Source organism: Arthrobacter sp. FB24 (assembly GCF_000196235.1).
In the GTDB taxonomy this organism is placed as follows: Bacteria; Actinomycetota; Actinomycetes; order Actinomycetales; family Micrococcaceae; genus Arthrobacter.
Window position 1 is genome coordinate 539,642 of sequence record NC_008541.1, and the last position, 24,844, is coordinate 564,485.

The following is a 24,844-nucleotide window of genomic DNA, read 5'->3' on the forward strand; positions in this document are numbered from 1 at the left end:
GTGCGGCTTTCGTGCGTCCGGCGTAGCGTGGGTGCATGGAGCGAACGGGGTGCGCTGTTGTCGGGGGAGGGCCCGCGGGCATGATGCTGGGACTGCTGCTGGCCCGGGCCGGGGTGGAAGTCACGGTCCTCGAAAAACACGGGGACTTCCTCCGGGACTTCCGGGGCGACACCGTGCACGCCTCCACCATCAGGCTGATCGACGAGCTCGGGCTGGGCGACGGATTCCGCAGGCTCCCGCAGAGCAAACTGAACAACGTCGCCTTTCCCATCCCGGGCGTCGGACTGGTCACGCTGGGCGATTTCGCGACCCTGAAGCCCCCGTACAACTACATTGCGATGATGCCGCAGTGGGACTTCCTGAACTTCCTGGCCACCGAGGCCGCGAGCGAACCCACCTTCACGCTCCTGATGGAGCATGAAGCGACTTCGTTAATGTTCGACGGCGGCCGCGTCACCGGCGTCCGTTACCGGACGCGCGGAGGTTCCAAGGGCCAGGGTACTGAAGGGGCGCTGCACGCGGACCTTGTGGTGGCCACCGACGGACGCCATTCGGTCCTGCGCCGGGCCGCCGGCCTGCAGCCGAAGGACTATCCGGTTCCCTTCGACACCTGGTGGTTCAAGCTCCCGCGCCATGCTTCGGAGAAAGGCGCAGTGGCAGGCATCGTCCCGGCGTTCCGGGACCGCGAAGCCATGATCGCGCTGTTCCGCGACGACTACTACCAGATGGGCTACCTCGGCCCCAAGGGAGCGGATGCGCGGATCCGCTCCGAGGGCGTGGAGCGGTTCAGGGAGCGGGTTGCCTCATTGCGCCCGGACCTGGCCGACCGGGTGGACTCCATCCGTTCGCTCGATGACCTTCACTGGCTGGACGTCCGGCTGGATCGGCTGCGGCGCTGGTATGTGGACGGGATGCTGTGCATCGGCGACGCCGCCCATGCCATGTCCCCTGCGGGCGGGGTGGGCATCAACCTGGCCATCCAGGACGCCGTGGCGGCAGCTGCACTGCTGGCACCGGCCCTGATCAGGGGCAACGTGTCGGTCAAGGACCTCGCCGGGGTGGAACGGCGGCGCCGGATGCCCACCGTCATTATCCAGACCGTCCAGCGTGTCATGCACCGGGCGGTGTTCGTTCCCCTGTTCGCCGGACGAAGGACGGGTGCTCCGCCGGTCCTGCTGTTTTTTGTCCGGCACGCCCCGGTGGTGCGTCGGCTTTTGCCGCGCCTCATCGCCTTCGGACCCAGGCCGGAGCATGCGCCCGCTTTTGCCCGCCGCGCTCAGCCGCGGGCGGCGAGGTAATCGATCATGCCTTTGACGGTGGCCACTGCCGTGTAGTCACGTTCGGGAATGTCCACGCCGGTAGCCTCGTTGATGGATTCCACCAGCCTGAGGAAATCCAGCGAATCAAGTTCAAGGTCCTGCCGCAGCCGGGAGCCCTCGTCGAGGCCGTCAAAATCAACGTCCGGCGCAACCTGGCTGATGGCCGTCTGCACCGCCTGCCGTGCGTCCTGCTCGTTCATAGCTCCTCCGGTTTTTGCAGCAGTTCGTCGATGCGGGCCAGGAAGCGGCCGCCCCGGAGCCCGTCGCTGACCCGGTGGTCGGCGGACAGGGTGGCGGTCACAGCGGGCCGCACACCGAGCATCCCGTCGTGCGCCCAGGGCTGCTCCACCAGCTTGCCCAGGCCCACCATGGCCACCTGCGGCGGATAGATGACGCCGTAAACGGCCTCCACGCCGAGGTCGCCCAGATTCGTCACCGTGAGGGTGGGATCGGCCATTTCCGCGCGCTGCAGCCGCCCGGCCCGAGCCCGGCTGACCAAGTCCCGCAGCTGCTGCATCAGCACATCCACGGCCAGGGTGTCGGCGTCGTGGATGGCGGGCGCCACCAGTCCGCCGTGCCGCAGGGCCACCGCAACGCCGAGGTGCACGGAGCTGCTCGGCCGGAACACCCCGTCGGTGAAGAAGCCGTTGACTTCCGGAACCTCCTTGGCAGCCAGGGCCGTTGCCTTCAACAGCAGCGCCGAGGGAACAAGCCGCGAGGCCACCGGCCGCTGTTCGTTGACCTGCTGCATCCACGCGATGGCGGCGCGCAGGTCCAGCGTGGTGCTGACGTAGTAGTGCGGGATGGACTTCTTGGACCGGGTCATGAGCGAGCCGATGGCGCGCCGCAGGCTGGACAAGCGGTCCTGCGCTTCCGACGGCGGCGCCTCCTTCGGGGGCAGCGCCTCCGCCCCGGGAACGGTGGCTTCTTCCGGTAGGGCCTCTTCTGCCGGAGCCGCCGCAGTGTGCCCGCTTACGGCACGCTGGACATCAGCTTCGGTGACGGCGCCGTCGGGCCCCGTGCCTGGCACACCCCCGATGTCGACGCCAAGCTGGTCCGCGAGCCGCCGGGCCCGCGGCGAGGACCGCACCCGGGCTCCGTGGGGCATCGGCGCAGGGGTGGCTGCCGGAGCTGCCGGGGCCGCCGGACCGGGCCGGGCCGCTGCGGCGTGCTCCACATCGGCGCGGGTGACGGCGCCGTGCCTTCCCGTTCCGCGTATCCCTGCCGTATCCACCCCAAGCTGGTGCGCGAGGTGCCGGACCGGGGGAGGAACTTGCACCGCGGCAGCGGCAGCGGCAGCGCCTGCCGGCTCCGCGGCAGCTGCCGCGACTGCTGTCTCTGCCGCTCCTGAAGCCGGCTTCGCGTGCGGACCCGCAGGCCGCCCTCCTGCCTGGCCAGCGCCGTCGTCGGGTGTCCGGGTGATCCGGGCCAGCGGAGTGCCGATGGGAACGGTGGTGCCCACATCCACCAGCAGTTCTGCCACCACGCCCTCTTCGAAGGACTCCACGTCCATCACCGTCTTGTCCGTGTCCACAACGGCCACCACATCGCCGCGGTGCACGTAGTCGCCCGGCTTGATGAGCCACTCCACCATCTTGCCGTGCTCCATGTCCGCACCAAGGGAGGGCATCTTGAAATCACCCACGCGCCCCTACCGCCTCCCGGGCAGCAGCGACGATGCGTTCCGTCGTAGGCAGCGCCGCCAGTTCCAAATGTTTGGCATAGGGCAGCGGCACTTCCGCGCTGCAGACGCGGCCCACGGGCGCGTCCAGGTCGAAGAAGGCATTTTCGGTGATCCGCGCACTCAGTTCGGCCGAGATGCTGCCGCTCCGCCAGCCTTCATCCACCACCACGGCGCGGTGGGTCTTGGCCACGCTCCCCAGGACGGCGGCGTCGTCGAGCGGGCGCAGTACCCGCAAATCCAGCACCTCGGCGTCGATGCCTTCACCTGCCAGTTGGGTGGCGGCGTCAAGCACCGCCGGCAATGTGCCGCCATAAGTGATGAGTGAAATGTCCGCACCGGGCCGGCGGACGGCAGCTGTGCTGATATCCACAGGGCCGGCGTCGTCGGCGAGGTCCCCGGCCACGTTGTACAGGGTGCCGTGCTCGAAGATCAACACCGGATCCGGGTCCTGGAGTGCGGTCCACAGCATCCCGCGGGCGTCCTCCAGGGTTGCGGGGGTCAGGATACGTAGGCCCGGAATGTGCGCCAGCCACCCTTCCAGGCTGTGCGAGTGCTGGGCACCCAGTTGCCGGCCGGCGCCGGTGGTCATCCGGATGACCAGCGGCACGTTGAACTGCCCGCCGGACATGTGCAGCAGCGTGGCGGCATTGTTCACCAGCTGGTCCAGCGCCAGCAGGCTGAAATTGACGGTCATGATCTCCACAATGGGACGCATCCCGCCCAGTGCCGCCCCGATGCCTGCGCCCACGAAGCCGGCTTCGGACAATGGGGTGTCCCGGATCCGTTCAGGACCGAATTCCTCGAACAAGCCAAGGCTCACGGCGAAACACCCGCCGTACGCACCAACATCCTCACCCATGAGGAATACCCGTTCATCGCGCTGGATGGCATCCCGGATGGCTGCGCGCATGGCCTCGCGGTAGGTGGTCTTCATTCCGGGCTCCGCTCGCTGTAGACGAACCGGGTCAGGTCTTCCAGCGGCTCCGGGGTGCCGGCCTCGGCGAACTCCACCGCGGCATCCACTTCGGTGTCAACGTCCTGCTGAATGGATTTCCAGTCCTTTGCCGACAACTGTCCGGCAGCTTCCAAAGCGGTCCGCAGCGTGTCGATGGGATCGCGCTCCATCCAGCGGGAGACCTCCGCCTTGTCGCGGTACCGTTCGGGATCGAACATGGAGTGCGCCCTGAAACGGTAGGTTCGCAGCTCAAGGAAGTGCGGTCCGCCGCCCGCCCGGACAGCGTCCACGGCGCGCCGGGCCGCCTCCTCGACGGCGATCACATCCATCCCGTCCGCGGACCATGAGGCGATCTCGTAGCCGGCGGCTTTGAGGGCAATATCGGTCTGCGATTCGGAACGGGCAAGCGCGGTGCCCATGGCGTACAGGTTGTTTTCGCAGCAGAACAGTACGGGCAGCTGCCAGAGCGCGGCGAGGTTCAGGCTCTCGTGGAATGCGCCCTCGGCCACGGCGCCTTCGCCGAAGAAGCAGACGGTCACCCGGGAGCGTCCGGACATTTTGTCGGCGAGGGCCAGACCCACGGCCAGCGGCAGTCCGCCCGCCACGATGGCGTTGCCGCCGTAGAAGCGGGTGCCGGCGTCGAACAGGTGCATCGAGCCGCCGCGGCCGCGGCAGCAGCCTTCCACGTGGCCGTACATTTCGGCCAGGATGGCTCCTGCGGGCACGCCGCGCAGCAACGCGTGGCCGTGTTCCCGGTACGTTGCCACCACGGCGTCGTCCGGCGCCAGGGTGCTCATCACACCTGCGGCCACCGCTTCCTCGCCGATATAAACGTGCAGGAATCCGCGGATCTTGGCGGCGCTGTATAGCTCCACGCACTGCTCCTCGAGCCGCCGCACCCGCAGCATCTGGCGGAGCAGGTGGCGGGCATGGTCGGAGTCCGCGTTTCCCGTGCCGCGCGCTGAGGTGCCGGTCATACGGGCGCTCCGGGGTAGCGACCGGGAGGTGACTCGATGGTTGAGGTGTCACCCTCCGGGAGGCCGAGTTCGCGGGCCTTCAGGAGCCGCCGGAGGATCTTGCCGCTCCGGGTCTTCGGCAGGGCGTCGGTGAAGTCCAGCAGCCGGGGAGCCACCGCGGGACCCAGCCGTTTGCGGGCGAAGCCGATGATGTCCAGCTTGAGTGACTCCGAGGGCTGCCACCCGGTGCGGAGTTCCACGAAGGCCTTGACCACTTCGCCGGCAACGGGATCCGGCACGCCGATCACCCCTGCCTCGGCCACCGCTTCGTGCTCCATCAGCGAGCTCTCCACCTCGAACGGGCCGATCAGGTGGCCCGAGGACTTGATGACGTCGTCGCCCCGGCCGACGAACCAGAAGTACCCGTCGGCGTCCATCCTGGCGAGGTCTCCGGTGAGGTACCAGCCGCCGGCAAAGCATCGCAGGTACCGCTCGTCTTCGTGGAGGTAGCCGCGGAACATCGAAGGCCAGCCCGGACGGAGGGCCAGTTCGCCAACCCCCTCCGGTTCGGTCACGAGGACGGCCTCGCCGTTCAGGATCACCGCTTTGCCGTCCGGGTCCCGGGCCACAATCGCGGCCTCAACGCCGGGAAGGGGCCGCCCCATGGAACCGGGCCGGATCTCCATGGCGGGGTAGTTCGAAATCATGATGCCGCCGGTTTCGGTCTGCCACCAGTTGTCATGGACAGGCTGGCCGAAGGCTTCCTGGCCCCACACCACCACTTCGGGGTTGAGCGGCTCGCCCACGCTGGCCACAAAACGCAGGGCGGACAGATCGTGCCCTGCTGCGTGCCCGGCACCGGCCTTCATCAGCATGCGCAGTGCGGTGGGTGCGGTGTACCAGACGGTGACGTGCTGCTCCGCGAGGATCCGGTACCACCTTTCCGCGTCCATCTCCTCTTCGTCCACAATGGTGGTCACGCCGTGGGTGAGGGGAGCGATCACGCCGTAGGAGGTGCCGGTGACCCAGCCGGGATCGGCCGTGCACCAGTAGACGTCGTCCGCGTGCAGGTCCAGCGCGAAGAAGCCAGTGGCGTGGTGCGCCGTGACGGCGTCGTGCACATGAATGGCGCCTTTGGGGGTGCCGGTGGTGCCGCTGGTGAAGTGCAGCAGGGCCATTTCTTCGGCGCGGGTCGGGACGGTTTCGCGCGGCTGCGCGTCCCGCATCAGTTCGGCCAGATCCAGGGTTCCGGGGTCCGGCCGGCCCTCGGCGTCAATGAGCAGCACGAATTCCAGCTCCGGCAGTTCGTCACGTATCTGGGCAACCTTCCGCCGGTACAGCGCCCGTGTGGTGACCAGGGCGCGGCCGGATCCCAGATGGAGCCGCTGACGGACGGGCTCCGGGCCGAAGGCGGAAAACAGGGGGCAGAACACGCTGGCATTCTTGAGCGTTCCCAACACGGCGACATACAGCTCCGGGCTGCGGCCCATAAGCGAAAAGACCCGTTCGCCGCGGCCGATACCCAGCCGGTGCAGGACGCCGGCAAACCGTCCAGTCTGTTCCGCCAGCTCTGCGTAGCTCAGGGACCGGGCGGTACCGTCGGAGCGGATGAAACGCAGCGCTTCGTGGCCTGCCCGTTCTCCCGCGGCGTGGCGGTCCACCGCCTCGTACGCAATGTTGACGCCGCCGTCGGGCAGTCCGGCCAGCGCGTGCCGCGCCTCATCCCAGGAGAATGCGGCGCGGCTGGCATCGTAGTCCACCATATTCGGGCGGACGGCGAGGCCGCTGATGTCCTTGGGGATTGCGGGCCAGCGGGTCGATGGAGCGGTTCCGGCCGTCATGATTCAATCGGACTCCTCGCCGGGAAAGCTGCATAGAGTAGAAAGTCCCGTGGGCTTTACCCTGCGGTCCTAGCCCCGTTCCGGAGCCCGCCCCCCGGCACCGCGGGTACGGGCCGTCACAAACCGCGGAGCCACTAAACTGGACCCCATGACTGCCTCCAGCGCCCCTGCAGCAGATGCTGCCGCCGCCCGTGCCCGCCTGCTTGAACTCATCAAAGAACTCGCCGTGGTCCGCGGCAAGGTGATCCTGTCCAGCGGAGCCGAGGCCGACTACTACATTGATCTCCGCCGCATCACGCTGCACCACGAGGCGTCCAAGCTGGTAGGCCAGGTCATGCTCTCGCTAATCGACGAGGCCGGCATCGACTTTGAGTGCGCCGGCGGGCTCACCATGGGAGCCGATCCCGTGGGCACCGCCGTGATGCACGCCGCCGGGGACGCCGGGCGCAGCGTCGACGCGTTCGTTGTCCGCAAGGCGCAGAAATCCTACGGCATGGGCCGACAAGTGGAAGGGCCCTCGGTGGAGGGCCGCAAAGTCCTGGTGCTTGAGGACACGTCCACCACCGGCGGCTCCGCGCTGACCGCCGTCGAGGGTGTCCGCAAGGCCGGCGGCAACGTTGTGGCTGTCGCCGTGATCGTGGACCGCGACACCGGTGCGAAGGAAAAGATCGAGGCCGAGACCGGTGTTCCCTACCTGTTCGCCTTCGGTAAGGATGAACTCGGCCTGAGCTAGGAGTATGGCGGCAGCGTATCGGCACGATTCAGCCGGAAGCTAATTCGGCTTGGATGGCCGCAAGGCGTGACCCTACAATTTGTGTAGCTCAATTACAAGTCACGCACCTGGAGAGAACGCGCCATGCTCCCGTCCAACCCAGTACCCACCACCGTGGACCAGATCCAGAACCTCATTCTGGAGAGTGCCGATTTCGAGGACTTCCTCAACGAATTGGCGCGCTTTTCCGCGCACCAGATGGCGGGCGACGGCGATGACGCACTCTGCGGCATCACATTGCTCCGGGACCGCAAGGCTGCCACCATCGGCTGGAGCAGCGATTCGGCGCGCGAGGTGGACGAGATCCAGTACAGGCTTTCGCAGGGACCCTGCCTGACTGCAGCGCAGGAGGAACGCGAGGTTCACGTCCCGGATCTCTTCGAAGAGGACCGGTGGGGTCCCGACTACGCCAACGCCGTCGCCTCCCACGGGCTGCGGTCGGTGCTGTCGCTGCCCTTCACCCTGCAGGGCGATGCGAAGGCTGCCCTGAACCTCTACTCGGATGTTCCGCGGAAGTTTGATGAAAGGGCGGCGGCGCGAGCCCGGGAGTACACCCGGGAAATCTCGCAGGCCCTCCGGCTGGCCGTCAGGTTCTCGCTGCACACGGACAGTGCCACGAACCTCCGTGCCACGCTGGAATCAAGGACCACCATCGACATCGCCATAGGCATTGTCATGGCGCAGAACCGCTGCAGCCAGGAGGCGGCGGTGCAGATCCTGACTGATGCGTCCAGCAACAGCAACGTCAAGCTGCGGGACATCGCCAAGTCGCTGGTGGATTCCGTAGGCGGGGCGGGCACGCGGACCCACTTCGAGGAGCCCGGCCAGGGCCAGGACCGCGGACAGGGCCGAAGCCAGGCCGGGTAGAAGGGCACTGCCAAGCAGGGCCTGGAAACAGGGCCGAACAGTCGCACGGGCAGCGTCCCTGCCCTGAAGTTCGGGCTTGTGGTGCCGCCCGGCGGAGGATACGCTGTCCAGGGTTGAGCCGTCGGCCATAGACACCCTTTTTTGGAGTACCTATGGACCGCAAACTTCACGCCCTCGTTAAACTGGACGTCGTCGCCGACGTTGTTCGGATCGAAGTCCGGGGCAGCCTCAACCAGGAATCCCGACCCGCCCTGGTGCATGTTATCCGGCGCATCCGCCGCATGGGCATCACTGCCCACATCCGGGTGGATCTCTCCCAGGCCGCATTCGTTGAATCGCCCGCGTTGGTGGGGCTCCGCAACGACCTCAACGCGATCGACGGCGTGGCCCCCGACGGCGACGGCTCCGGCGCCTCAGGCGTTTCGCTCGAATTCATGCCGCGGCCGGACTCCTTGGCCCTTGACGCCGGACCCGGTTCGAAAACCTTGGAAATCACCGGCGAATTCGCGGCCTCCATCGATCCTTCGGGATGCGGACCCCTGGCCCAGTATTCCGACGACGAGCTCCTGGCAGCCAGCGACTCCGTCTTCGGTCTCCTGGACGATCCCGCCGCGATTTCCGGTACGGAGCTGCTGGCGCAGTACGACGCGATCGGGATGGAGCTTTCACGGCGGGAAAGCGCCGTAGCTGGCCGGAACAACTCAACGGACGAACTGGCGGCGCGTCCGGCCGAGCCCGTGATCTAGCTGGTTTCGCGGGTTTCATTTACGGGTTCCGCTGTGGCTACGGTAGAGGTGTGCCGCGTGTCCAGGACCCATCACAGTCTGAGGGCGGCCCCGGATCAGCCGAGGGCCGCCTCCTCAAGCATGCCGCCGAACTCAAGCGCTTTTCCCGGCGCAATTTCCTGATGGGGACGGGCGCGGCGTCGCTGCTGGCCGCGGATATGTTCTTCACCAGGTACGTCCAGGCGGAACGCCGTACCAACAAAATCTTGACTGTTGGCGATGATTTTGCCGAGAGCTACTACCCGCACTCAAGCTGGATCCTGTTTCCAGGTTATAAAACCAGCTGGGAGGAAGCACAGTGGATCCTCAACTCCCTGCGCGGAGCCCTGCGCCAGCGCGGCCAGCTTGCCGCCGTCGGCTATTCCAACGAGGGGCTGGACATTGACCAGATTGTGATCGCGGTCATTGGATACGTCCGCGCCAAAAAGCTGACCAGCCTGTACTTCTACGGCCACAGCTTCGGCGGCATGGTGGCCACCCAGGTCGCTGCCCGCCTGCGCGAACTGCACGGCGTGGAGGTTGAATTCATCCTCTTGGACTCCAGCCCGTACAGCAAGTTCGATGTCCTGGACCAAAGCTGGTTCGAAGGCGTAGTGGTTCTCTACGAGGGCGGCTTCCGGGTTCCCACTGTGCTCCGCGGCGGGTATGAGCTGGGCGAGCGCATCGTGCACAAGGACGAACGGTCCTGGCGGCAGGTGCTGGACCAAAGCCTGGAGCAGTTGTCGCCGATCGCCCCGTCCAGCGTGCTGATCCAGTCCGAATCCGCCTACATCTACCACTTTGACGCCACCCGGTTCGCCGGCATGCTGGGCGGGACCAGGATGGCCTTCATCGGTAACCCCCGTGATGGCACCGTGAACTACGAGACGGCCCGCCAGTCGTGGGCACAGACGTTTGCCGCCAACATGGTGTCCAATGACCGCCGCACCGAGGACGCCCTGCCCGCGCATGCCAGCCCGCAGTGGAACCCGTTCGTCTACCGGCCCATCATCGAGGAACTGCAGGATGAGATCTTCCCGCTGCCTTCCGGCGGGCACAGGATGACCGCGTTCTGAGCCGGCCCGCCAGGTCCGGGCCTAGATCTGGCTCTTGAGGTCTGCCACCGAGTTCAGGATCTGGTTGGGCCGGAACGGATAGGCGGCAATGTCGTCCTTGTGGGTGATTCCGCTGAGGACCAGCACCGTGTGCAGCCCGGCCTCCATGCCGGCGATGATGTCGGTGTCCATCCGGTCGCCGATCATGGCGGTGGTCTCGGAATGGGCGTCGATCTGGTTCATGGCCGAACGGAACATCATGGGGTTCGGCTTGCCCACAATGTAGGGCTCACGGCCGGTGGCTTTGGTAATCAGCGCCGCGATGGCTCCGGTGGCGGGCATGGGGCCGTCTTTGGACGGGCCCGTGGCATCCGGGTTGGTGGCGATGAAGCGGGCGCCTGCCAGGATTAGCCGGATGGCCATCGTGATGGCCTCGAAGGAGTAGGTGCGTGTCTCGCCAAGCACCACAAAGTCCGGGTTCTGGTCGGTGAGGATGAAGCCGGCCTCGTGCAGCGCCGTCGTAAGCCCTGCCTCGCCGATAGTGTAGGCGCGGTTCCCGGAATCCGAGCCGCGCACCTGGTCCTTGAGGAACTGGGCGGTGGCCAGGGCCGAAGTCCAGATGTTCTCCTCGGGGATCTCCAGGCCGGAGGAACGCAGGCGCGCGGCCAGGTCGCGGGGCGTGAAGATGGAGTTGTTGGTGAGCACCAGGAAACGCTTGGAGGTGTCCACCCAGCGCTGGATCAGTTCAGCGGCGCCCGGGATCGGCTGGTTTTCGTGGACCAGGACGCCGTCCATGTCAGTCAGCCAGCATTCGATTTCCTGGCCGCTTCGGTAAACCGCTGCTGATGAACGTACTTCGTCTGACTCTGCCATGCTGATCCTCCAACGCTGATGTGCCGGTTCCGGCTCCCAGTCTGTCATTTTTCGGACGGCGGAACATCCGGTGGCCGGGAATGACGGACAAGCCGCGGCGTTCCGGGACGGTGCCGTTCCGTTAGGCTCGTAGCTGGCACCAGGTGCCAGCGGCCACGGATTGGGGGATATCCGCGGCGGTTTGTTGTGCCGGCATGCGCCGGCAGATCCCCGCCGCCGGACATCAGCAGGCATCCAGGGAACCGCAGGATGCCCGCAAGCACCTGAAAGGGCCCACCATGAGCAACAACTACAGTGCACCGCCGCCCGGAGAAAACCGGGCCGGAGATACTGAGAGCTACCCTGAGGTGCCCCGCCCGCCGCAGGGCCGGCAGGCTCCTCCTTACCCGCCGCAGCAGTTCCAGCAGCACCCATACGCGGCCCAGCCCCACACGGCCCAGCCCCAGCGCAACAACAAGAACCTGATCATTGTGCTGGCCGCCGTTGCCGCCGCCGTCATCGTTGCGCTGGTCGCCGTTTTCGTCTGGGTCATTCCGGCGTTCAGCAAGCCGCAGGCGGAAGGGAATCCTGCGCCTGCGGCAACGTCATCCGAAGCCGCGTCATCGGAGGCGGCCGGGGAGAGCCCTGCCCCCGAGGAATCCGCGGCGCCGTCGGCTGATCCCGGCTCGGACGGGATGCCCGCCGGGGCCTTCCCGCTTCCGGCAGGGTGGGCTGAACTGCAGGGTCCCGCCAAGATTCCGGCCGACGACGACCCGCTGTACAACCGGTTTGTCACCGGGGAATCCTCGTTCTCCTACCTGTCCGCCTGGAGCAGCGACGACACGTTCGGGATCACCAAGGATCCGTCCACCGGCGCCCCCATGCAGCAGGTCGCCAAGGGCACCGAAGAGCGTGACGGTGACGGCATTTCCACGGCCTTCGCCTTCTTCGCAGAGGCGGAGGAAGGCAAGTACGGCAAGGAACCCGCGAAGGTCCAGGCAGCGATCAAGGACATCGAGGCAAAGCTCAAGGCCATCCCCGCCGCTGAACTGCCGCAGCATCTCGTCGGCCACAAGTGCGCCGGCGGCTTTGAGGCGTCGACGCCGGAAATCCGGGAGTTCCGCCGTGCGGCCGCTGTCGTGGTCGGCTTCACGTGCACCAATGCCGGGGGCGACGCCATCCGGGCCGTCAACCTGTTTACCGTGACACCGTGGGGCACGCCGCAGATGGTTGGCGTCAGCGGACACGAAAGCTACTGGAGCGCCAACCCGGAGGCCCTGGAAAAGATCGGCAACTCGTACCGGGCGAACCGCTGGAAGCTGGACGGCTAGCCGGTCCGGTGTCCGTCCCGGCCGGGGCACTGCGGCCACCGGCCGGGTTGGACGCCGCTAAAGTTGAGGGGTGACTGACCACCCCCAGACCCCAGCCCTGCCCGTTCCTCCACCCGGGGAGGAACCGGAACCCAAGGCGGAGGTCGGCGTCGGGCCCTGGGAAGGCGAGTTTCCCGAGGGTGAGCACTGGGACCCGGACCTCCTGGCCGACGGGGACCGCCGGAACGTGGTGGACAAGTACCGCTACTGGAAGCACGAGGCCATCGTGGCGGACCTCGACTCGAAGCGCCACGACTTCCACATCGCCATCGAAAACTGGCAGCACGACCTCAACATCGGCACCGTCGTGCGCACCGCCAACGCCTTCCTCGCCAAGGAAGTGCACATCATTGGGCGACGCCGGTGGAATCGCCGCGGAGCCATGGTCACCGACCGCTACCAGCACGTCCGCCACCACCCCACGGTTGAGGACTTTGTGGCGTGGGCGCAGGGGGAGGGGCTGGCCATCATCGGCATCGACATCTTCCCCGATTCCGTGCCCCTGGAAACCTACGACCTCCCGAAAAACTGCGTCCTGGTGTTCGGCCAGGAAGGCCCGGGCCTGACTCCGGAAGTCCACGAGGCGGCCGTGGACACCTTGTCGATCGAACAGTTCGGCTCCACCCGGTCCATCAACGCGGCGTCCGCTGCGGCCATCGCCATGCACGCCTGGATCCGCCGGCACGTGTTCAGCCAGCACGTCTAAAACCCCGCCGAGTTGGCACTTCGCGGCAATGCCGGCGAGGCAAGGACTGCCGCGTACTGCCACTTCGGGCGCGCGCAGCGCAAAGTGTTACCCGGCCAGTGACCCGAAACACTGCCCCCGCGCAGAAATGGCTAGGATGGGTGCTAGCCGACGAGGTTCACTCCAGGGTCAACACAACCCGTAGACGAAATTCACTTTAGGAGTCAGCATGCCCATTGCAACCCCAGAGATCTACTCCGAGATGATCGACCGCGCAAAGGCGGGCGGCTTTGCTTTCCCGGCAGTCAACGTCACGTCCTCGCAGACGCTGAACGCGGCCCTGCGCGGCTTCGCCGAGGCAGAGTCCGACGGCATCGTCCAGGTTTCCACCGGCGGCGCAGCCTACTGGTCAGGCGCCTCGACCAAGGACATGGTTGCCGGCTCCCTGGGCTTCGCGGCATTCGCCCGCGAAGTAGCCAAGAACTACGGCGTCAACATCGCGCTGCACACGGACCACTGCCCCAAGGACAAGCTGGACGGCTTTGTCCTGCCGCTGCTGGCCGCTTCGGAGGCCGAGGTTAAGGCCGGACGCAACCCGATCTTCAACTCGCACATGTGGGACGGCTCCGCCGAGACCCTGCAGGAAAACCTGCGCATCGCCCGTGAACTCCTGGAGCGCACCGCCGCTGCCAAGATGATCCTCGAGGTCGAGATCGGCACGGTCGGCGGCGAAGAAGACGGCGTCGAAAACGAGATCAACGAGAAGCTCTACACCACGGTGGAAGACGCCCTGGTCACCATCGAGGCCCTCGGCGCCGGCGAGAACGGCCGCTACATCACCGCCCTGACCTTCGGCAACGTGCACGGCGTGTACAAGCCCGGCGGCGTGAAGCTGCGCCCGGAGATCCTCAAGGACATCCAGGCCCAGGTCGGCGCAAAGATCGGCAAGGAAAGCCCGTTCGACCTGGTCTTCCACGGCGGCTCCGGCTCTTCGGACCAGGAAATCGCGGACGCCGTTTCCTACGGCACCATCAAGATGAACATCGACACCGACACCCAGTACGCCTACACGCGTCCCGTGGCGGACCACATGTTCAAGAACTACGACGGCGTGCTGAAGGTTGACGGCGAGGTAGGCAACAAGAAGACCTACGACCCGCGCGTCTGGGGCGCCTCCGCTGAAGCCGGACTGGCTGCCCGCGTGGTTGAGGCCACCAAGCAGCTCGGCTCGGCCGGAAAGACGTTCTAATCATGTCCGACGAGTTCCGCAGGAACCTGATGGGCCCGGAGCCCACGCTCCTGCCCGCGGAGTCCGAGATCTACCAGCACCTGGCTCTCGGCCAGGAGGCACTGGATCTTGTGGCGAAGCACCCCACGTCCTCGCTTCTGTGGGCCATCCTGGCCGAGGAAGCCTGGAATGAGGGCCGGATTGTCGATTCCTATGCCTACGCCCGCGTTGGCTACCACCGGGGCCTGGATTCGCTGCGGCGCAACGGCTGGCGCGGCGTGGGACCCATCCCGTGGGAACACGAGCCCAACCGCGGCTTCCTGCGCGCCCTGTACGCGCTGGGCCGTGCATCGTCGGCCATCGGCGAGGCAGAGGAACCGGAGCGCATTGAGAAGTTCCTCAATGACTCCGATCCCACCGCCAAGGCGGCCATCGAAGGCACGTAACTGGGTTAACGACGGCGGCTCCCCACCTTTCCGGGTGGGGAGCCGCCGTCGTATGTGCTTCAGTGCGGTTAGTTAGCCTTGGTGAGGCCGGTGCGGGCCATGGCGTCTGCGTACACAACGTGCATTTCGTCGAGGTACTGCTGCTGGCGCGCCTCGGTTCCGGCGAAGGCGCGGCCGCTGAGTGAGCGGACCTTGTAGGTCTTCAGGCCCCGGCGCCACAGCAGCGGCACTTCGGTCTTCAGGAGCAGCTGGGCCAGGCGGTTGGCTTCGGTACCGTGGGCCACGATCACGGAGGCACGGGGAACCAGCGCGAGGAACTTCAGCAGCGGCTTGAGGCCGGCCGAAATCTGGTCCGGCGTGAACTTGCCGTTGGGTTCGCCGGGGATGTGCCACGGGTGGACGTTCCAGGGCATGACGAACTCGGGGCGCAGGCCCAGCTTCCACTGCACGCCGAGCATGCGGGTGGCAGCTTCGCTGTCGCCGGCGGTGATGAAACCGGATTCATCGGCGGTGCCGATGTTGGAGTACAGGCTGATGATGCGGCACTCGTCGACGTCGTGCATCGGGTCCACGTAGGGGACCACAGTGTCCGGCTTGAGGCTCTGGAAGGTATCGCACAGCTCATTGACAACTGCGACGTTGGGTTCGTAACGGCGGCTCAGAAGCTGCTCGCGGAAAGATTCAGTAGCCAGGGCTGTCATGTATTGCTGTGTCTCCTGCGGGATCGGTGACGCTGCCACATCGGATGCGGGCAGGCCAATTAGCGGCACGCCAGATACGGTGTGGTGTGAAAATGTGGTGAGTGGACCGATTCCTGATCGATCCTTATCAGTCTATCAAGCCCGGCGAAATGCCGGGCCGGCCGTCATCGGCAGACCCGGCATTCAGGTGCACGAGGTGAGGGAGATTACCCTAGGCCGTCACCACAGCCGCTTGGTGGCGCGGCGTGCACCTTCGCCCAGGGACTCCAGTTTGGCCACGGCAATCTGCGGGTGGACGCGGCGCCCAGCCCGCAGTCGGTGGACGCTATGACGTTCTCGCGCCCCACCAGCTCCGCGAACTTGACGATCCTGTCCGCCACCAGGTCCGGGTGCTCCACCACGTTGGTGGCGTGCGAGACGACGCCCGGGATGATGACCTTGCCTTCGGGGAGCCTGGTGTCCTCCCAGACCCGCCACTCATGTTCGTGCCGGACGTTGGCAGCTTCGAAGGAGTAGGCTCCGGCGTTGACCTGAAGCACCGAGCCGATGATGTCCGCGAAGGGGATGTCGGTGGTGTGCGGGCCGTGCCAGGAGCCCCAGCACACGTGCAGGCGGATCTGGTCCTGGGGGAGGTCCCGGAGTGCCCAGTTCGTGGCCTCGACGCGAAGCTGGATGAACTTCAGGTAGTCCGCCAGGCTCGGCTCGGGATTGATCTGGTCCCAGCTTTCAGCAAGCGAGGGATCATCCAGCTGCACGGTGAGGCCGGCGTCGATGATTGCCTTGTATTCCTCACGCATGGCGTCGGCGCAGGCATAGACGAGCTCTTCGTCGGAAGCGTAGTACTCGTTGGCCACCCGGGCGCAGGAGCCGGGGGAGAGGGACGCCACGAAACCCTCGGCCAGCCCGGCAGCGGCCAGGCCAGTCTTCAGGTTGGTGATGTCCGGCGCCACCAGGTCGTGCCCTGTGTAGGTCAGGGGACCGGCGATCTTGGGCTGGGCGACGCTTTTGCGGTGCGCCAGGATCCCGGACGAGGGGTCGTTATAGGCGTCGTTGAACTTCTGCCTGTCCCGACGGTCCGGGAAGGACGTGAGCACGATATTGCCGGGCGAGGAACGGTGCACTTCGGCGTCGGCCCAGCGGTCAACGTTCGTGGGCTCCAGCCCGCCGAGCCGGGAGAAGGAATAGTTCCACCAGGCGCCGTAGTCCACGGAGCTGGCCATGGCGTGGCCGTACTCCCCGTCATTGGGGATGTCGATGCCCACGTCCTTCTGCCGCTGGACTACGTCCACCACCGAGGTTTCCAGGGTTGCTGCGGCGTCAACGATCCAGGTCTCTCGGCCGCTCGGGATGGGTCACTCTTAATTCCATTCAAGGAAGATTCCGCAACTCCCTGACCTGGGGTGAAGCTGGTGTGAAGCCGCCCCGGTGAGGGGCTAAAGCGGTGCTTGCCACTCATATCGGCTAAACTTGGGTGGTAAGAGCCCCGGAACTCTTGCGTTGTGCGTGACGGCCAGTTGGCCGGACAGGTACGGCAGTGGAATTCGGGGCATTCTCATGAACGGCGTTGTACCTGGCTGGCCACTTCGGTGAACCGGCTGCGGTCCGGCCCGAACGAATGGGGGAGGATCCCATGCCAGCAATCGTGATCGTCGGAGCCCAGTGGGGCGACGAAGGCAAAGGTAAAGCCACTGACCTGCTTGGCGGCCGCGTCGACTACGTGGTCAAGCCGAACGGCGGCAACAACGCCGGGCACACCGTCGTCGTGGGCGGTGAGAAGTATGAGCTCAAGCTCCTTCCTGCCGGCATCCTGAGCCCGAACGCGGTTCCGATCATCGGCAACGGCTGCGTGGTGAACCTCGAAGCACTGTTCCAGGAAATTGACGGCCTGGAGGCCCGCGGTGCGGACACCTCCAAGCTTCGCGTCTCCGCCAACGCCCACCTTGTGGCGCCCTACCACCAGGTGCTGGACAAGGTCACCGAGCGCTTCCTCGGCAGCCGTGCCATCGGCACCACCGGCCGCGGCATCGGCCCGGCCTATATGGACAAGGTGGCCCGCCTGGGCATCCGCGTGCAGGACGTTTTCGACGCTTCGATCCTGCGCCAGAAGGTCGAAGGATCGCTGCGCCAGAAAAACGAACTCCTCGTCAAGGTCTACAACCGCCGCGACATCGAGGTGGACGAGATCGTGGACTACTTCCTGTCCTTCGCCGAGCGTCTCCGCCCGCTGGTCATCGACAGCACCTATGTCCTGAACACGGCACTGGACGAGGGCAAGGTGGTCCTTATGGAGGGCGGCCAGGCCACCTTCCTGGACGTGGACCACGGCACGTACCCGTTCGTGACCTCCTCCAACCCGACTGCCGGCGGCGCGTCGGTGGGCTCCGGCATCGGCCCCACCCGCATCTCGCGCTCCATAGGCATCATCAAGGCCTACACCACGCGAGTGGGCGCCGGACCGTTCCCCACGGAACTCTTCGATGAGATGGGCATGTACCTGCAGAAGACCGGCGGCGAGTTCGGCGTCAACACAGGCCGCCCCCGCCGCTGCGGCTGGTACGACGCCGTGCTGGCGCGCCACGCCTCACGCGTCAACGGCTTCACGGACTACTTCGTCACCAAGCTGGACGTGCTGACCGGCATCGAGCAGATCCCGGTCTGCGTGGCCTACGACGTGGACGGCGTGCGGCACGACGAAATGCCCATGACCCAGACCGAGTTCCACCACGCCAAGCCGATCTTCGAGTACTTCGAGGGCTGGACCGAGGACATCACCGGCGCGCGCACCCTGGAGGACCTCCCGGAGAACGCCAAGAACTACGTGCTGGCCCTCGAGAAGCTGTCCGGCACGCGGTTCTCGGCGATCGGCGTCGGCCCGGACCGTGACCAGACCATCGTGGTCAACGATTTGATCAACGACTAACGGTTCAGGACTGACGGGCACGTACTGACGTTCGACGACGGCGGCGGCTCACCTTGAAAGGTGGGCCGCCGCCGTCGCGGTTAATGCTGAATGGATACCGTCTGGTCGGGGGACTGCCTGCTGCGGGTCTGCAGCAGGTGCTGCTGCAGTTTCGCCTCGGCATCGCGGCGGCGGCGGGCCTGCTCGCGCATGGCCCGCGTTGCGGCGGAACCCTGGGAATTGATCAGCCCGGTCACATGTTTGGGGGTCGCTGCCGGACCGGCGGCAGGGACGGCCATCACTTCCTCGCTCATGCCCGTATCCTCACATTCCTGCCTGCCGCACGTAACCCCCGCGGGCGGAGCGTTACAGGATCGGGATCTGCACGGCGGCCCTGGCGCCGGTACGTAGTGGTGCGCATGAGACAGGTGATAGCGGGTGTGATTCGGGTACCGGCCACTCGTGACCGGTCGGTCAGCCCTCCCTATGTTGGATCCACCGGCACTGCGCTGGGAGTAGGGCTCCCACAGGCAAGTCGTCGGCCGCTAACGGGAGGGGATGGGCGTCATGGGTCTCAGCTTGAAGTCAGGTAAGAACAAAACCGGTCCGGAGCCAGGGCTGCCGGAGCGGACCGCAGCACTCGAACAGGGGCCGCGTCGGTACCGTGCCCGGATCAACCGGGCCCCGGTCCTCGACCCCACGCGGGTGCAGGAGCTCGCCGGGAACATCCACGCCCAAAGCCGGCTTCTTGAATTCCTTAACCTTTTCCTGGTCCTGCTGCCCTCCAGGGTCAACAATGTGGCAGGTGCCTTGGCCAGCGGAGACCCTCAGGCCGCGAGCGCGGCCGCCCAGAGCCTTGCATCGTCCGCCGCGATGGCCGGAGCAGCCCGGCTGGAACTCGTTGCCCTGCTCGTCGACAGCGATCTCCGCATTGGTCGGATGGACCGGGCCCGCGAGACCGGCCGGCGCCTCGGACCGGACGCCGCCGAGCTGGCATCAGCCCTGTCCCGGCTGCTGACAGGCCGCTGACGGGCCGCTGGCAGCAATCCGGAGATGCCCGGAATGCTGGTGCTGCCCACGCAGCGGACCCTATTCGAAGCGTGTGGCCGTCACCGCTGTGTTGCCGCGGATGAGGCTGAATGTCGCGATGACCGCTCCGAGGGCCAGGACCAGGCTGAGGCCCAAGGCCAGGAAATACTCGGGCGCAGGCCACGTCACCCGGTACGTGTCGTCAATGAAGGCCACCATGAGCCAGGCCACGAGGAACCCCAGGCCGACCGAGAGAAGCACCACGGTCAGGAGCGGGACGGCCGCCTCACGCGTGATGATCCGGCGAAGGACCGAGACGGGCATCCCCATCAGCCGCATCAGGCCGAGGACTCTCTTCCGGTCCAGGATGGCGGAGGCGGTGGCGACGGCCAGGGACAGCCCGGCTATGGCGATTGCGACAAACATGCCGAGGTAGGCGAGCGCCGCCAGGCCCTGGATCAGGCGCGTGGAGGACTGCGGCTGGAGGTCCAGCCGGGCAGTGGCCGGGATGGCCGTGACGGCTGAACCGTTCAATGCCGTGCGGGCGCGGTCCATGGCTTCGGGGGTCCCGTCGGTGCCGAGCACAATCACCACCGGGATTAGTCCATCCAGGTTGGCGGCCGGCGCTGGGGTCAGTGCCACTGGCTGCGTCGTCCAGTACTGGAGGAACGACGTATCGACGGCGACTGTTTCTGTTGCCGGGATGTCCTCGAACCCAAGGCCGGGAGCGTCCGCGGCGCGAAGGTAGATTTCCGGGCCGGCATCCCGTTCGGAGAGGGCTGCCGGACCGTAGCCGATGGTGGCGTTCCGGATTCCCGGCAGTTCCCCGGCTGCGCGGACGGCGTCCGCGACCTGGTCAGGGGTGTGTCCGGCGGCCACGGTCGCGTGGAGGCTGGTGGGCTGGAGGAGGCCGGGCCGGGCAGGAGGCGCCTGCGTTGATTCGACGATGCTGGATCCTCCGGCGAACACGGACACGACGAACACGGCGATCACCAGCCCGGATACGGAACGGAAAGTCGCCACCGGAGTCTTTTGGATCCGGCTGGCGGCAATGACTCCCGCAGCGCTCCGTGCCCGGCGCAGCCCCAGCCGGCTCACCAGCCGGGTAAGCCACGGGCCGATGACCACGATGCCGACGAGGACCAGCACGAAGCCGCCGATAAGGAGCGGGGACTCCAACCACGGCAGCCGGACCGCCATGACCCGGATCATCAGTACAGCCGTGATCATGGCGGCCAGGCCGGCCAGCAAGGGAACGCTCCGCCATATGGTGGGGGTCTTTTCGTGCACAGCCCTCGTCACGCCCAAGGGGCCGATGCCTGCATGGGCAGTGCGGTGCGCGGCGACGAGCGCCGAGGCGGTGACCACCACGGCGACGACGGCGGCGGTCGCCGCCCAGCCGGTGGTCAGGTCCGCGGCGAACATCCTGCTGCCGTTGACCGGTATCTGTGCGGCAGCCGGCCGCAGGACGGCGGCCAGCACGACGCCGAGGACTGCCCCGATGAGGCTGGGGACAGCGGTTTCGACGGCGGCGATCCCTGAGATTGCCTGCGGGGAAGCGCCAATGAGTCGCAGGGTCGCGAACCGTTCCCGGCGCTGGGCAGCACCCAGGCCGGTGACAATGCTGATCAGGAGCAGAACAGGGAAGAACACCGCGATGGCCCCGATGGATAGCACGGTGTTGTAAGCGGCCGCGCTGCCACCGTAGGGGTTGGTCGTGAAGTCTGACACCAGGAAAGCCCTGCCGTTCTGGCGGAGGTCGGCTTCCGCTGCTCCCGTGACGATGACCAGGGAATCAGGTCCCGGCAAGGCAGCATCGTCGATCGTGCCGGCGAACGTCCCGAAACGGTCGCCAAGCTCGTCCCGGGGAGTTGACTCGATCAGACGCTGCAGTGCCGGGGATGCAAAGTAGCTCCCCGGTTCCGGAGGGCTGCCGATGCCGGGGATCTTGACGGTGGTCGCCTCGAGGGCCGCGACGTCGCGGCGGTTGATCAGCCGGTCGCGGAAGACCTCCGCCGCGTTCGCCTCCATAAGCACCGTGTCCGCGGTCAGCGGCACCGGCGTCGCGGGCGCCGAAGCGGTCGGATCGTCCGTCAGGGGAGCGGCCACGGAAGGCAGGCCGGTTTCGCGCAGCCAGGCGCCGCGGTCATCACGTGCGCTCAGCCCGTTGGCGCCGCCCCAGAGCAACAGCAGCAGGCAGACTCCGACGGCGACCCCTCCGGCGATTCCGGCGACCCTGCCGTAGGCGGACCGGCTGCCGACGACTGCCAGTTTGAGCAATCCGGGATTCACGCCGTCACCCGGTATCCCGCACCGATACCGCCGTCCCGCACGATGACCTCCCGGTCCGCATAAGCGGCGGTACGGGCATCGTGGGTGATCATCACCACGGTGGTGCCCGCTTCACGGACAAGCTCGAGCATAAGAGTCAGCACGTTTTCGGAAGCGAGGGAATCCAGCGAACCCGTGGGCTCATCGGCGAACAACACGGCAGGGGATGTCACCATGGCGCGGGCAACGGCGACGCGCTGGGCCTGGCCTCCGGACAGCTCGCCGGGCAGCCTGGCGGCCATCCCGTCCAGGCCGAGGCGCTCCAGCAGTTCCGTGGACCGGCGCAGCGCCTCCGGCCGCCGGGTCCCGGCCAGCAGGAGCGGGAGGCTGACGTTGTCCGCCGCAGTGAGCTCCGGCAGCAGCTGGCCGAACTGAAACACGAACCCGAAATCGGTCAGCCGCAGCCGGGTCCGTTTCGGCTCCCCGAGGGCGCTGGTCTCCATCGGTGACCGACCGGAGGGACGGTAGGTCACCGAACCGCCGTCGGGGACAAGGACACCGGCCAGGCAGTGCAGCAGCGTGGATTTGCCGGACCCTGAGGGGCCCATGACGGCGAGCACTTCGCCGCGCTGGACGTCGAGGTCGATTCCGCGTAGGGCCTTGGTCTGCCCGAAGGAGTGGTGCAGGCCGCGGGCACTGAGAATAGGTGACGCGGTGCCAGTCGTGCTCATGTGCTCTGGAGCTCCTTCTTGAGTTGGGCCAGGCGGGCGCCCGTGAGGTCGATCCAGCGCAGATCGGCTTCGATGTGGAACAGGCCGTGGTCGCACATCAGGACCTGAAGCAGGTCCGCGTCCTTTTTCAGGCGGGTCAGCTCACGCATGCGGGCCATGTGTTCGCTGCGCTGCACATCGAGCAGCCGGTCGGCGTCGTCTTCGAGCAGTAAGGCGATCACGGTCTTGGCAAACAGGTTGCTTTGGAGGGACTCCGAGGGAACGTCGGGCGTGAACAGCCACTCGTGCACCTTGACCTGGCCGGCGGCAGTGATTTCGTACTTCTTCCGGTCCGGTCCGGCGCCAGTCTCCCCGCCCAGGGCGTTGATCAGTTCGTCGCGAACCATGCGGGCGAGGGTGGAATACACCTGCCCAAAGGCCAGGGCCTTCCCGGTTCCGAAGTAGCGGTCGTAGGAATGCTTGAGATCGTAGCCGTAGCTGGGCTGGCGGCTGAGGAGGCCCAGCAGCGTGAGGGATTTGTTCACACGTCCATCTATACACTGAGTGCATACCTGAATGCCGGCATCCGATGAGGCAGTTCCGGCCGTGTCGCAGGCGGGCTAGTCCGCGCCTGATCCGGCGCCCGAACGGGGCCGGAACAGGGGCTGAAAACTCTTTTGAAAGTTTTTTGGATTCCGCGTAACCCTGGCGGCCCTCGTGACGATTACCACTATGAAAGCGCCGGGTTCGAAGTTGTCCCCCATCAGGTTCGTACCCGGCGCTTGACTGCAAATAGAGAGCCGGGCTGGAACTGCCCCCCATCATGTTCCAGCCCGGCCCTTTTTTGTCCGAAGCCGGTTCAGCAGCAAGCCGGCCCAGGAGTGCGCGGTTTCCGGCGGTTTTCCTTGGGTTACCCGGGGTAAAGTTACGGAGCGGGACACAGCCCGGCCGCCACATCATGGCCATACAATGATGTAGCCATCTCCCTTGAACGAAAGCCATCCGTCCGTGACCGAAGCACTGACCGACGCCTCATTGATGGCCCTCAAGGGGCGCGATGGCGAGTTGTTCAACCTGGTCTATCGGAGTTATGCGTCGCAGGTACTGGGATACCTGACCGCCCGGGGCGTCGAGGACCCGGAGGCCACCATGCAGGACGTCTTCCTGGCGGTCCTGCCCCGGATAGCCACAATCAGCGGCGGTGCCAGCGGGCTTAGGACGTTCCTGTTCTCGGTGGCCCATGCGCGGATGGTTGACGATCACCGAAGGCAAAGCCGGACGCCCCCGAAGCAGCCTTTCGAACCCGATCTTGACCGGCGGGAAGCCGCCTCGGCTGAAGCCGGGGCAATGCTGCTGGTGGCGCCGGGGGAGGTGCTGGAACTGCTTGACGTGCTGGGAGAGGACCAGAAGGAGGTCCTGACCCTCCGGATCATCGCAGATCTCACCGTTGAGCAAGTGGCCGAAATCATGGGGAAAAGCGCCGGAGCCGTAAAACAGCTTCAGCGACGTGCTTTGGACAGACTCCGTGAACATTCGGCCGTAAAGGACTACGTGGCGCCATGACAAACCGGGATGAGGTTTCTGCCGGGACCGTTGACAGGCTTCTGCTCGACAGTGGCCACACGGACCTGCCCGATCTGAGGGCCGCTCTCTTGTCCATAGCCTCGCTGGCGCAGATGCAGGTTCCCGCTCCGGGCCCGGAGCTCGCCGCCATGCTGGCCGGACCCCGGGATGAACTGATCCGGAAGCGGTGGCTGCGCCGGCACCGCCCCACGGTGGTGGGCCTTGCAGTCCTGACCGGCATGGGCCTCGGCGTCAGCGGTGTTGCCGCAACCAGCCAGGGAGCAGCCGAGGGCTCAGGGCGCTGGTCCATCCAAGAGCTGACGACGGACTGGGCCCCGGACTGGAAGCTTCCCGTCGGACCGGGTGCGTCGAACAAGGGCGGGCCCATGGCGTGGAAGTCGCCGCTCTTCCTGCAGCTTGACCAGGCGGCTCCGCCAGGTGCAGTCGAGCCCGTAGACCCGGTGACACCGTCCGAAGGCCGAGAGCCCTCGGACAACGAGGTGCCGGCGACAGCCCCCGGTTCGCCGGCATCTCCGGCCGCCAAAGCTCCCGGCAGGGCTCCCGGGGCCGATGCCGCCAACGGCCAGGCCGGGAAGCCGGGCGGCGGGACGCCCGGCGGCAACGGGGGCGATGCCGCCTCGGAGGAACATTCCAGGCCGGTCGCCCCGCAAAAGACCGGCGCGCCCGCCGAAAAGGCCGCTAGCGAGCCGGAAGCAGACAGCATGGGGCATCACAGCGGCAAACCTCAGAAGGACGAATCCAGGGCGGTCTCAGTGGACTCGGCGCTGGGTTCCGCCGTCGAACCTGTCAACCGCTGGCTGAAGAAGTTCCGGCCGTAGCCCTGGCCGCCGCACCCTGCGTTCGGGCTCAGCAGGCT

General features: G+C 66.5%; 24 protein-coding genes and 1 pseudogene. 13 read left to right on the plus strand and 12 right to left on the minus strand.

Annotation, left to right across the window (positions count from 1 at the left end; genetic code table 11):
* Positions 1-35 precede the first annotated feature (35 nt).
* A complete protein-coding gene (locus ARTH_RS02580; protein WP_011690374.1) occupies positions 36-1,298 on the plus strand; it encodes an FAD-dependent oxidoreductase in 1,263 nt (420 codons plus the stop codon).
* Here ARTH_RS02580 and ARTH_RS02585 read toward each other — a convergent pair.
* Genes ARTH_RS02585 through acsA form a run of 5 tightly spaced genes read right to left on the minus strand, consistent with a single transcriptional unit; the run spans position 1,277 to position 6,755 of the window.
* Positions 1,277-1,519, minus strand: a complete 243-nt coding sequence (locus tag ARTH_RS02585; RefSeq protein WP_011690375.1) for an acyl carrier protein — start codon at positions 1,517-1,519, stop codon at positions 1,277-1,279. The two genes, ARTH_RS02580 and ARTH_RS02585, sit on opposite strands and share 22 nt — an antisense overlap.
* Positions 1,516-2,964: a 2-oxo acid dehydrogenase subunit E2 gene (locus tag ARTH_RS02590; protein ID WP_043429314.1), complete on the minus strand. Its 1,449-nt coding sequence runs from the start codon at positions 2,962-2,964 to the stop codon at positions 1,516-1,518. Before ARTH_RS02590 ends, ARTH_RS02585 begins: the two co-directional genes overlap by 4 nt.
* A complete protein-coding gene (locus ARTH_RS02595) occupies positions 2,957-3,937 on the minus strand; it encodes an alpha-ketoacid dehydrogenase subunit beta (RefSeq protein WP_011690377.1) in 981 nt (326 codons plus the stop codon). The genes ARTH_RS02590 and ARTH_RS02595 overlap by 8 nt, the downstream gene beginning before the upstream one ends.
* On the minus strand, positions 3,934-4,935 hold the full coding sequence (pdhA, locus tag ARTH_RS02600; RefSeq protein ID WP_011690378.1) for a pyruvate dehydrogenase (acetyl-transferring) E1 component subunit alpha: 1,002 nt from the start codon (positions 4,933-4,935) through the stop codon (positions 3,934-3,936). Before pdhA ends, ARTH_RS02595 begins: the two co-directional genes overlap by 4 nt.
* Positions 4,932-6,755 carry an acetate--CoA ligase gene (gene acsA / locus ARTH_RS02605; RefSeq protein WP_011690379.1) on the minus strand — a complete coding sequence of 608 codons (1,824 nt, stop codon included), beginning with the start codon at positions 6,753-6,755 and terminating at the stop codon, positions 4,932-4,934. The genes pdhA and acsA overlap by 4 nt, the downstream gene beginning before the upstream one ends.
* Positions 6,756-6,903: 148 nt before the next feature.
* Here acsA and pyrE point away from each other — a divergent pair, with 148 nt between their 5' ends.
* The 4 genes from pyrE to ARTH_RS02625 all read left to right on the plus strand — a co-directional run bounded on the left by pyrE (position 6,904) and on the right by ARTH_RS02625 (position 10,234).
* The gene (gene pyrE, locus ARTH_RS02610) at positions 6,904-7,488 is read left to right on the plus strand and encodes an orotate phosphoribosyltransferase (RefSeq protein ID WP_011690380.1); all 585 of its coding nucleotides are present in this window, start codon (positions 6,904-6,906) and stop codon (positions 7,486-7,488) included.
* A 123-nt stretch (positions 7,489-7,611) separates the two neighbouring features.
* Entirely contained in the window at positions 7,612-8,394 is a 783-nt protein-coding gene (locus ARTH_RS02615) for a GAF and ANTAR domain-containing protein (protein ID WP_011690381.1), read from the plus strand.
* A 152-nt stretch (positions 8,395-8,546) separates the two neighbouring features.
* Positions 8,547-9,140 (plus strand): hypothetical protein, encoded by a 594-nt coding sequence (locus ARTH_RS23725; protein ID WP_043429315.1) that lies wholly within the window; start codon positions 8,547-8,549, stop codon positions 9,138-9,140.
* Positions 9,141-9,190: 50 nt separating this feature from the next.
* Positions 9,191-10,234, plus strand: a complete 1,044-nt coding sequence (locus ARTH_RS02625) for a thioesterase domain-containing protein (protein ID WP_043429318.1) — start codon at positions 9,191-9,193, stop codon at positions 10,232-10,234.
* 21 nt (positions 10,235-10,255) lie between these two features.
* On the opposite strand, the gene ARTH_RS02630 is transcribed toward ARTH_RS02625, so the two are convergent.
* Entirely contained in the window at positions 10,256-11,086 is an 831-nt protein-coding gene (locus ARTH_RS02630) for an HAD-IIA family hydrolase (protein ID WP_011690383.1), read from the minus strand.
* 194 nt (positions 11,087-11,280) lie between these two features.
* Between ARTH_RS02630 and ARTH_RS02635 the strand changes: the two genes are divergently transcribed.
* The 4 genes from ARTH_RS02635 to ARTH_RS02650 all read left to right on the plus strand — a co-directional run bounded on the left by ARTH_RS02635 (position 11,281) and on the right by ARTH_RS02650 (position 14,794).
* On the plus strand, positions 11,281-12,396 hold the full coding sequence (locus ARTH_RS02635; RefSeq protein ID WP_011690384.1) for a hypothetical protein: 1,116 nt from the start codon (positions 11,281-11,283) through the stop codon (positions 12,394-12,396).
* A gap of 70 nt (positions 12,397-12,466) precedes the next feature.
* On the plus strand, positions 12,467-13,141 hold the full coding sequence (locus ARTH_RS02640; protein ID WP_011690385.1) for a TrmH family RNA methyltransferase: 675 nt from the start codon (positions 12,467-12,469) through the stop codon (positions 13,139-13,141).
* A 208-nt stretch (positions 13,142-13,349) separates the two neighbouring features.
* The gene (gene fbaA / locus ARTH_RS02645; protein WP_011690386.1) at positions 13,350-14,369 is read left to right on the plus strand and encodes a class II fructose-bisphosphate aldolase; all 1,020 of its coding nucleotides are present in this window, start codon (positions 13,350-13,352) and stop codon (positions 14,367-14,369) included.
* A 2-nt stretch (positions 14,370-14,371) separates the two neighbouring features.
* Entirely contained in the window at positions 14,372-14,794 is a 423-nt protein-coding gene (locus tag ARTH_RS02650) for a DUF3151 domain-containing protein (protein WP_011690387.1), read from the plus strand.
* Positions 14,795-14,862: 68 nt separating this feature from the next.
* On the opposite strand, the gene ARTH_RS02655 is transcribed toward ARTH_RS02650, so the two are convergent.
* Both ARTH_RS02655 and ARTH_RS02660 read right to left on the minus strand, forming a co-directional pair.
* Positions 14,863-15,495, minus strand: coding sequence for a uracil-DNA glycosylase (locus ARTH_RS02655; protein ID WP_011690388.1), 633 nt, complete (start codon positions 15,493-15,495; stop codon positions 14,863-14,865).
* Positions 15,496-15,714: 219 nt separating this feature from the next.
* A pseudogene (locus ARTH_RS02660) lies at positions 15,715-16,799 on the minus strand (cobalamin-independent methionine synthase II family protein); the annotation flags it as partial.
* Positions 16,800-17,125: 326 nt separating this feature from the next.
* Here ARTH_RS02660 and ARTH_RS02665 point away from each other — a divergent pair.
* Positions 17,126-18,415 carry an adenylosuccinate synthase gene (locus ARTH_RS02665; RefSeq protein ID WP_011690390.1) on the plus strand — a complete coding sequence of 430 codons (1,290 nt, stop codon included), beginning with the start codon at positions 17,126-17,128 and terminating at the stop codon, positions 18,413-18,415.
* A gap of 80 nt (positions 18,416-18,495) precedes the next feature.
* Here ARTH_RS02665 and ARTH_RS02670 read toward each other — a convergent pair whose 3' ends face one another.
* Positions 18,496-18,708, minus strand: coding sequence for a hypothetical protein (locus tag ARTH_RS02670; protein ID WP_011690391.1), 213 nt, complete (start codon positions 18,706-18,708; stop codon positions 18,496-18,498).
* 253 nt (positions 18,709-18,961) lie between these two features.
* Between ARTH_RS02670 and ARTH_RS02675 the strand changes: the two genes are divergently transcribed.
* On the plus strand, positions 18,962-19,423 hold the full coding sequence (locus ARTH_RS02675; protein ID WP_011690392.1) for an Hpt domain-containing protein: 462 nt from the start codon (positions 18,962-18,964) through the stop codon (positions 19,421-19,423).
* A gap of 60 nt (positions 19,424-19,483) precedes the next feature.
* Here the strand turns inward: ARTH_RS02675 and ARTH_RS02680 are convergent, their stop codons facing one another.
* The 3 genes from ARTH_RS02680 to ARTH_RS02690 are packed head-to-tail and all read right to left on the minus strand — an operon-like array spanning position 19,484 to position 22,949.
* Complete coding sequence (locus ARTH_RS02680; protein ID WP_011690393.1) at positions 19,484-21,715, minus strand: ABC transporter permease; 2,232 nt, start codon at positions 21,713-21,715, stop codon at positions 19,484-19,486.
* Positions 21,712-22,425, minus strand: a complete 714-nt coding sequence (locus tag ARTH_RS02685; protein ID WP_011690394.1) for an ABC transporter ATP-binding protein — start codon at positions 22,423-22,425, stop codon at positions 21,712-21,714. Before ARTH_RS02685 ends, ARTH_RS02680 begins: the two co-directional genes overlap by 4 nt.
* Positions 22,422-22,949: a PadR family transcriptional regulator gene (locus tag ARTH_RS02690; RefSeq protein ID WP_011690395.1), complete on the minus strand. Its 528-nt coding sequence runs from the start codon at positions 22,947-22,949 to the stop codon at positions 22,422-22,424. Before ARTH_RS02690 ends, ARTH_RS02685 begins: the two co-directional genes overlap by 4 nt.
* Positions 22,950-23,412: 463 nt before the next feature.
* On the opposite strand from ARTH_RS02690, the gene ARTH_RS02695 reads away from it, so the two are divergent.
* Positions 23,413-23,967 carry an RNA polymerase sigma factor gene (locus ARTH_RS02695; protein WP_011690396.1) on the plus strand — a complete coding sequence of 185 codons (555 nt, stop codon included), beginning with the start codon at positions 23,413-23,415 and terminating at the stop codon, positions 23,965-23,967.
* The gene (locus ARTH_RS23020; RefSeq protein WP_011690397.1) at positions 23,964-24,806 is read left to right on the plus strand and encodes a hypothetical protein; all 843 of its coding nucleotides are present in this window, start codon (positions 23,964-23,966) and stop codon (positions 24,804-24,806) included. Before ARTH_RS02695 ends, ARTH_RS23020 begins: the two co-directional genes overlap by 4 nt.
* Positions 24,807-24,844 lie beyond the last annotated feature (38 nt).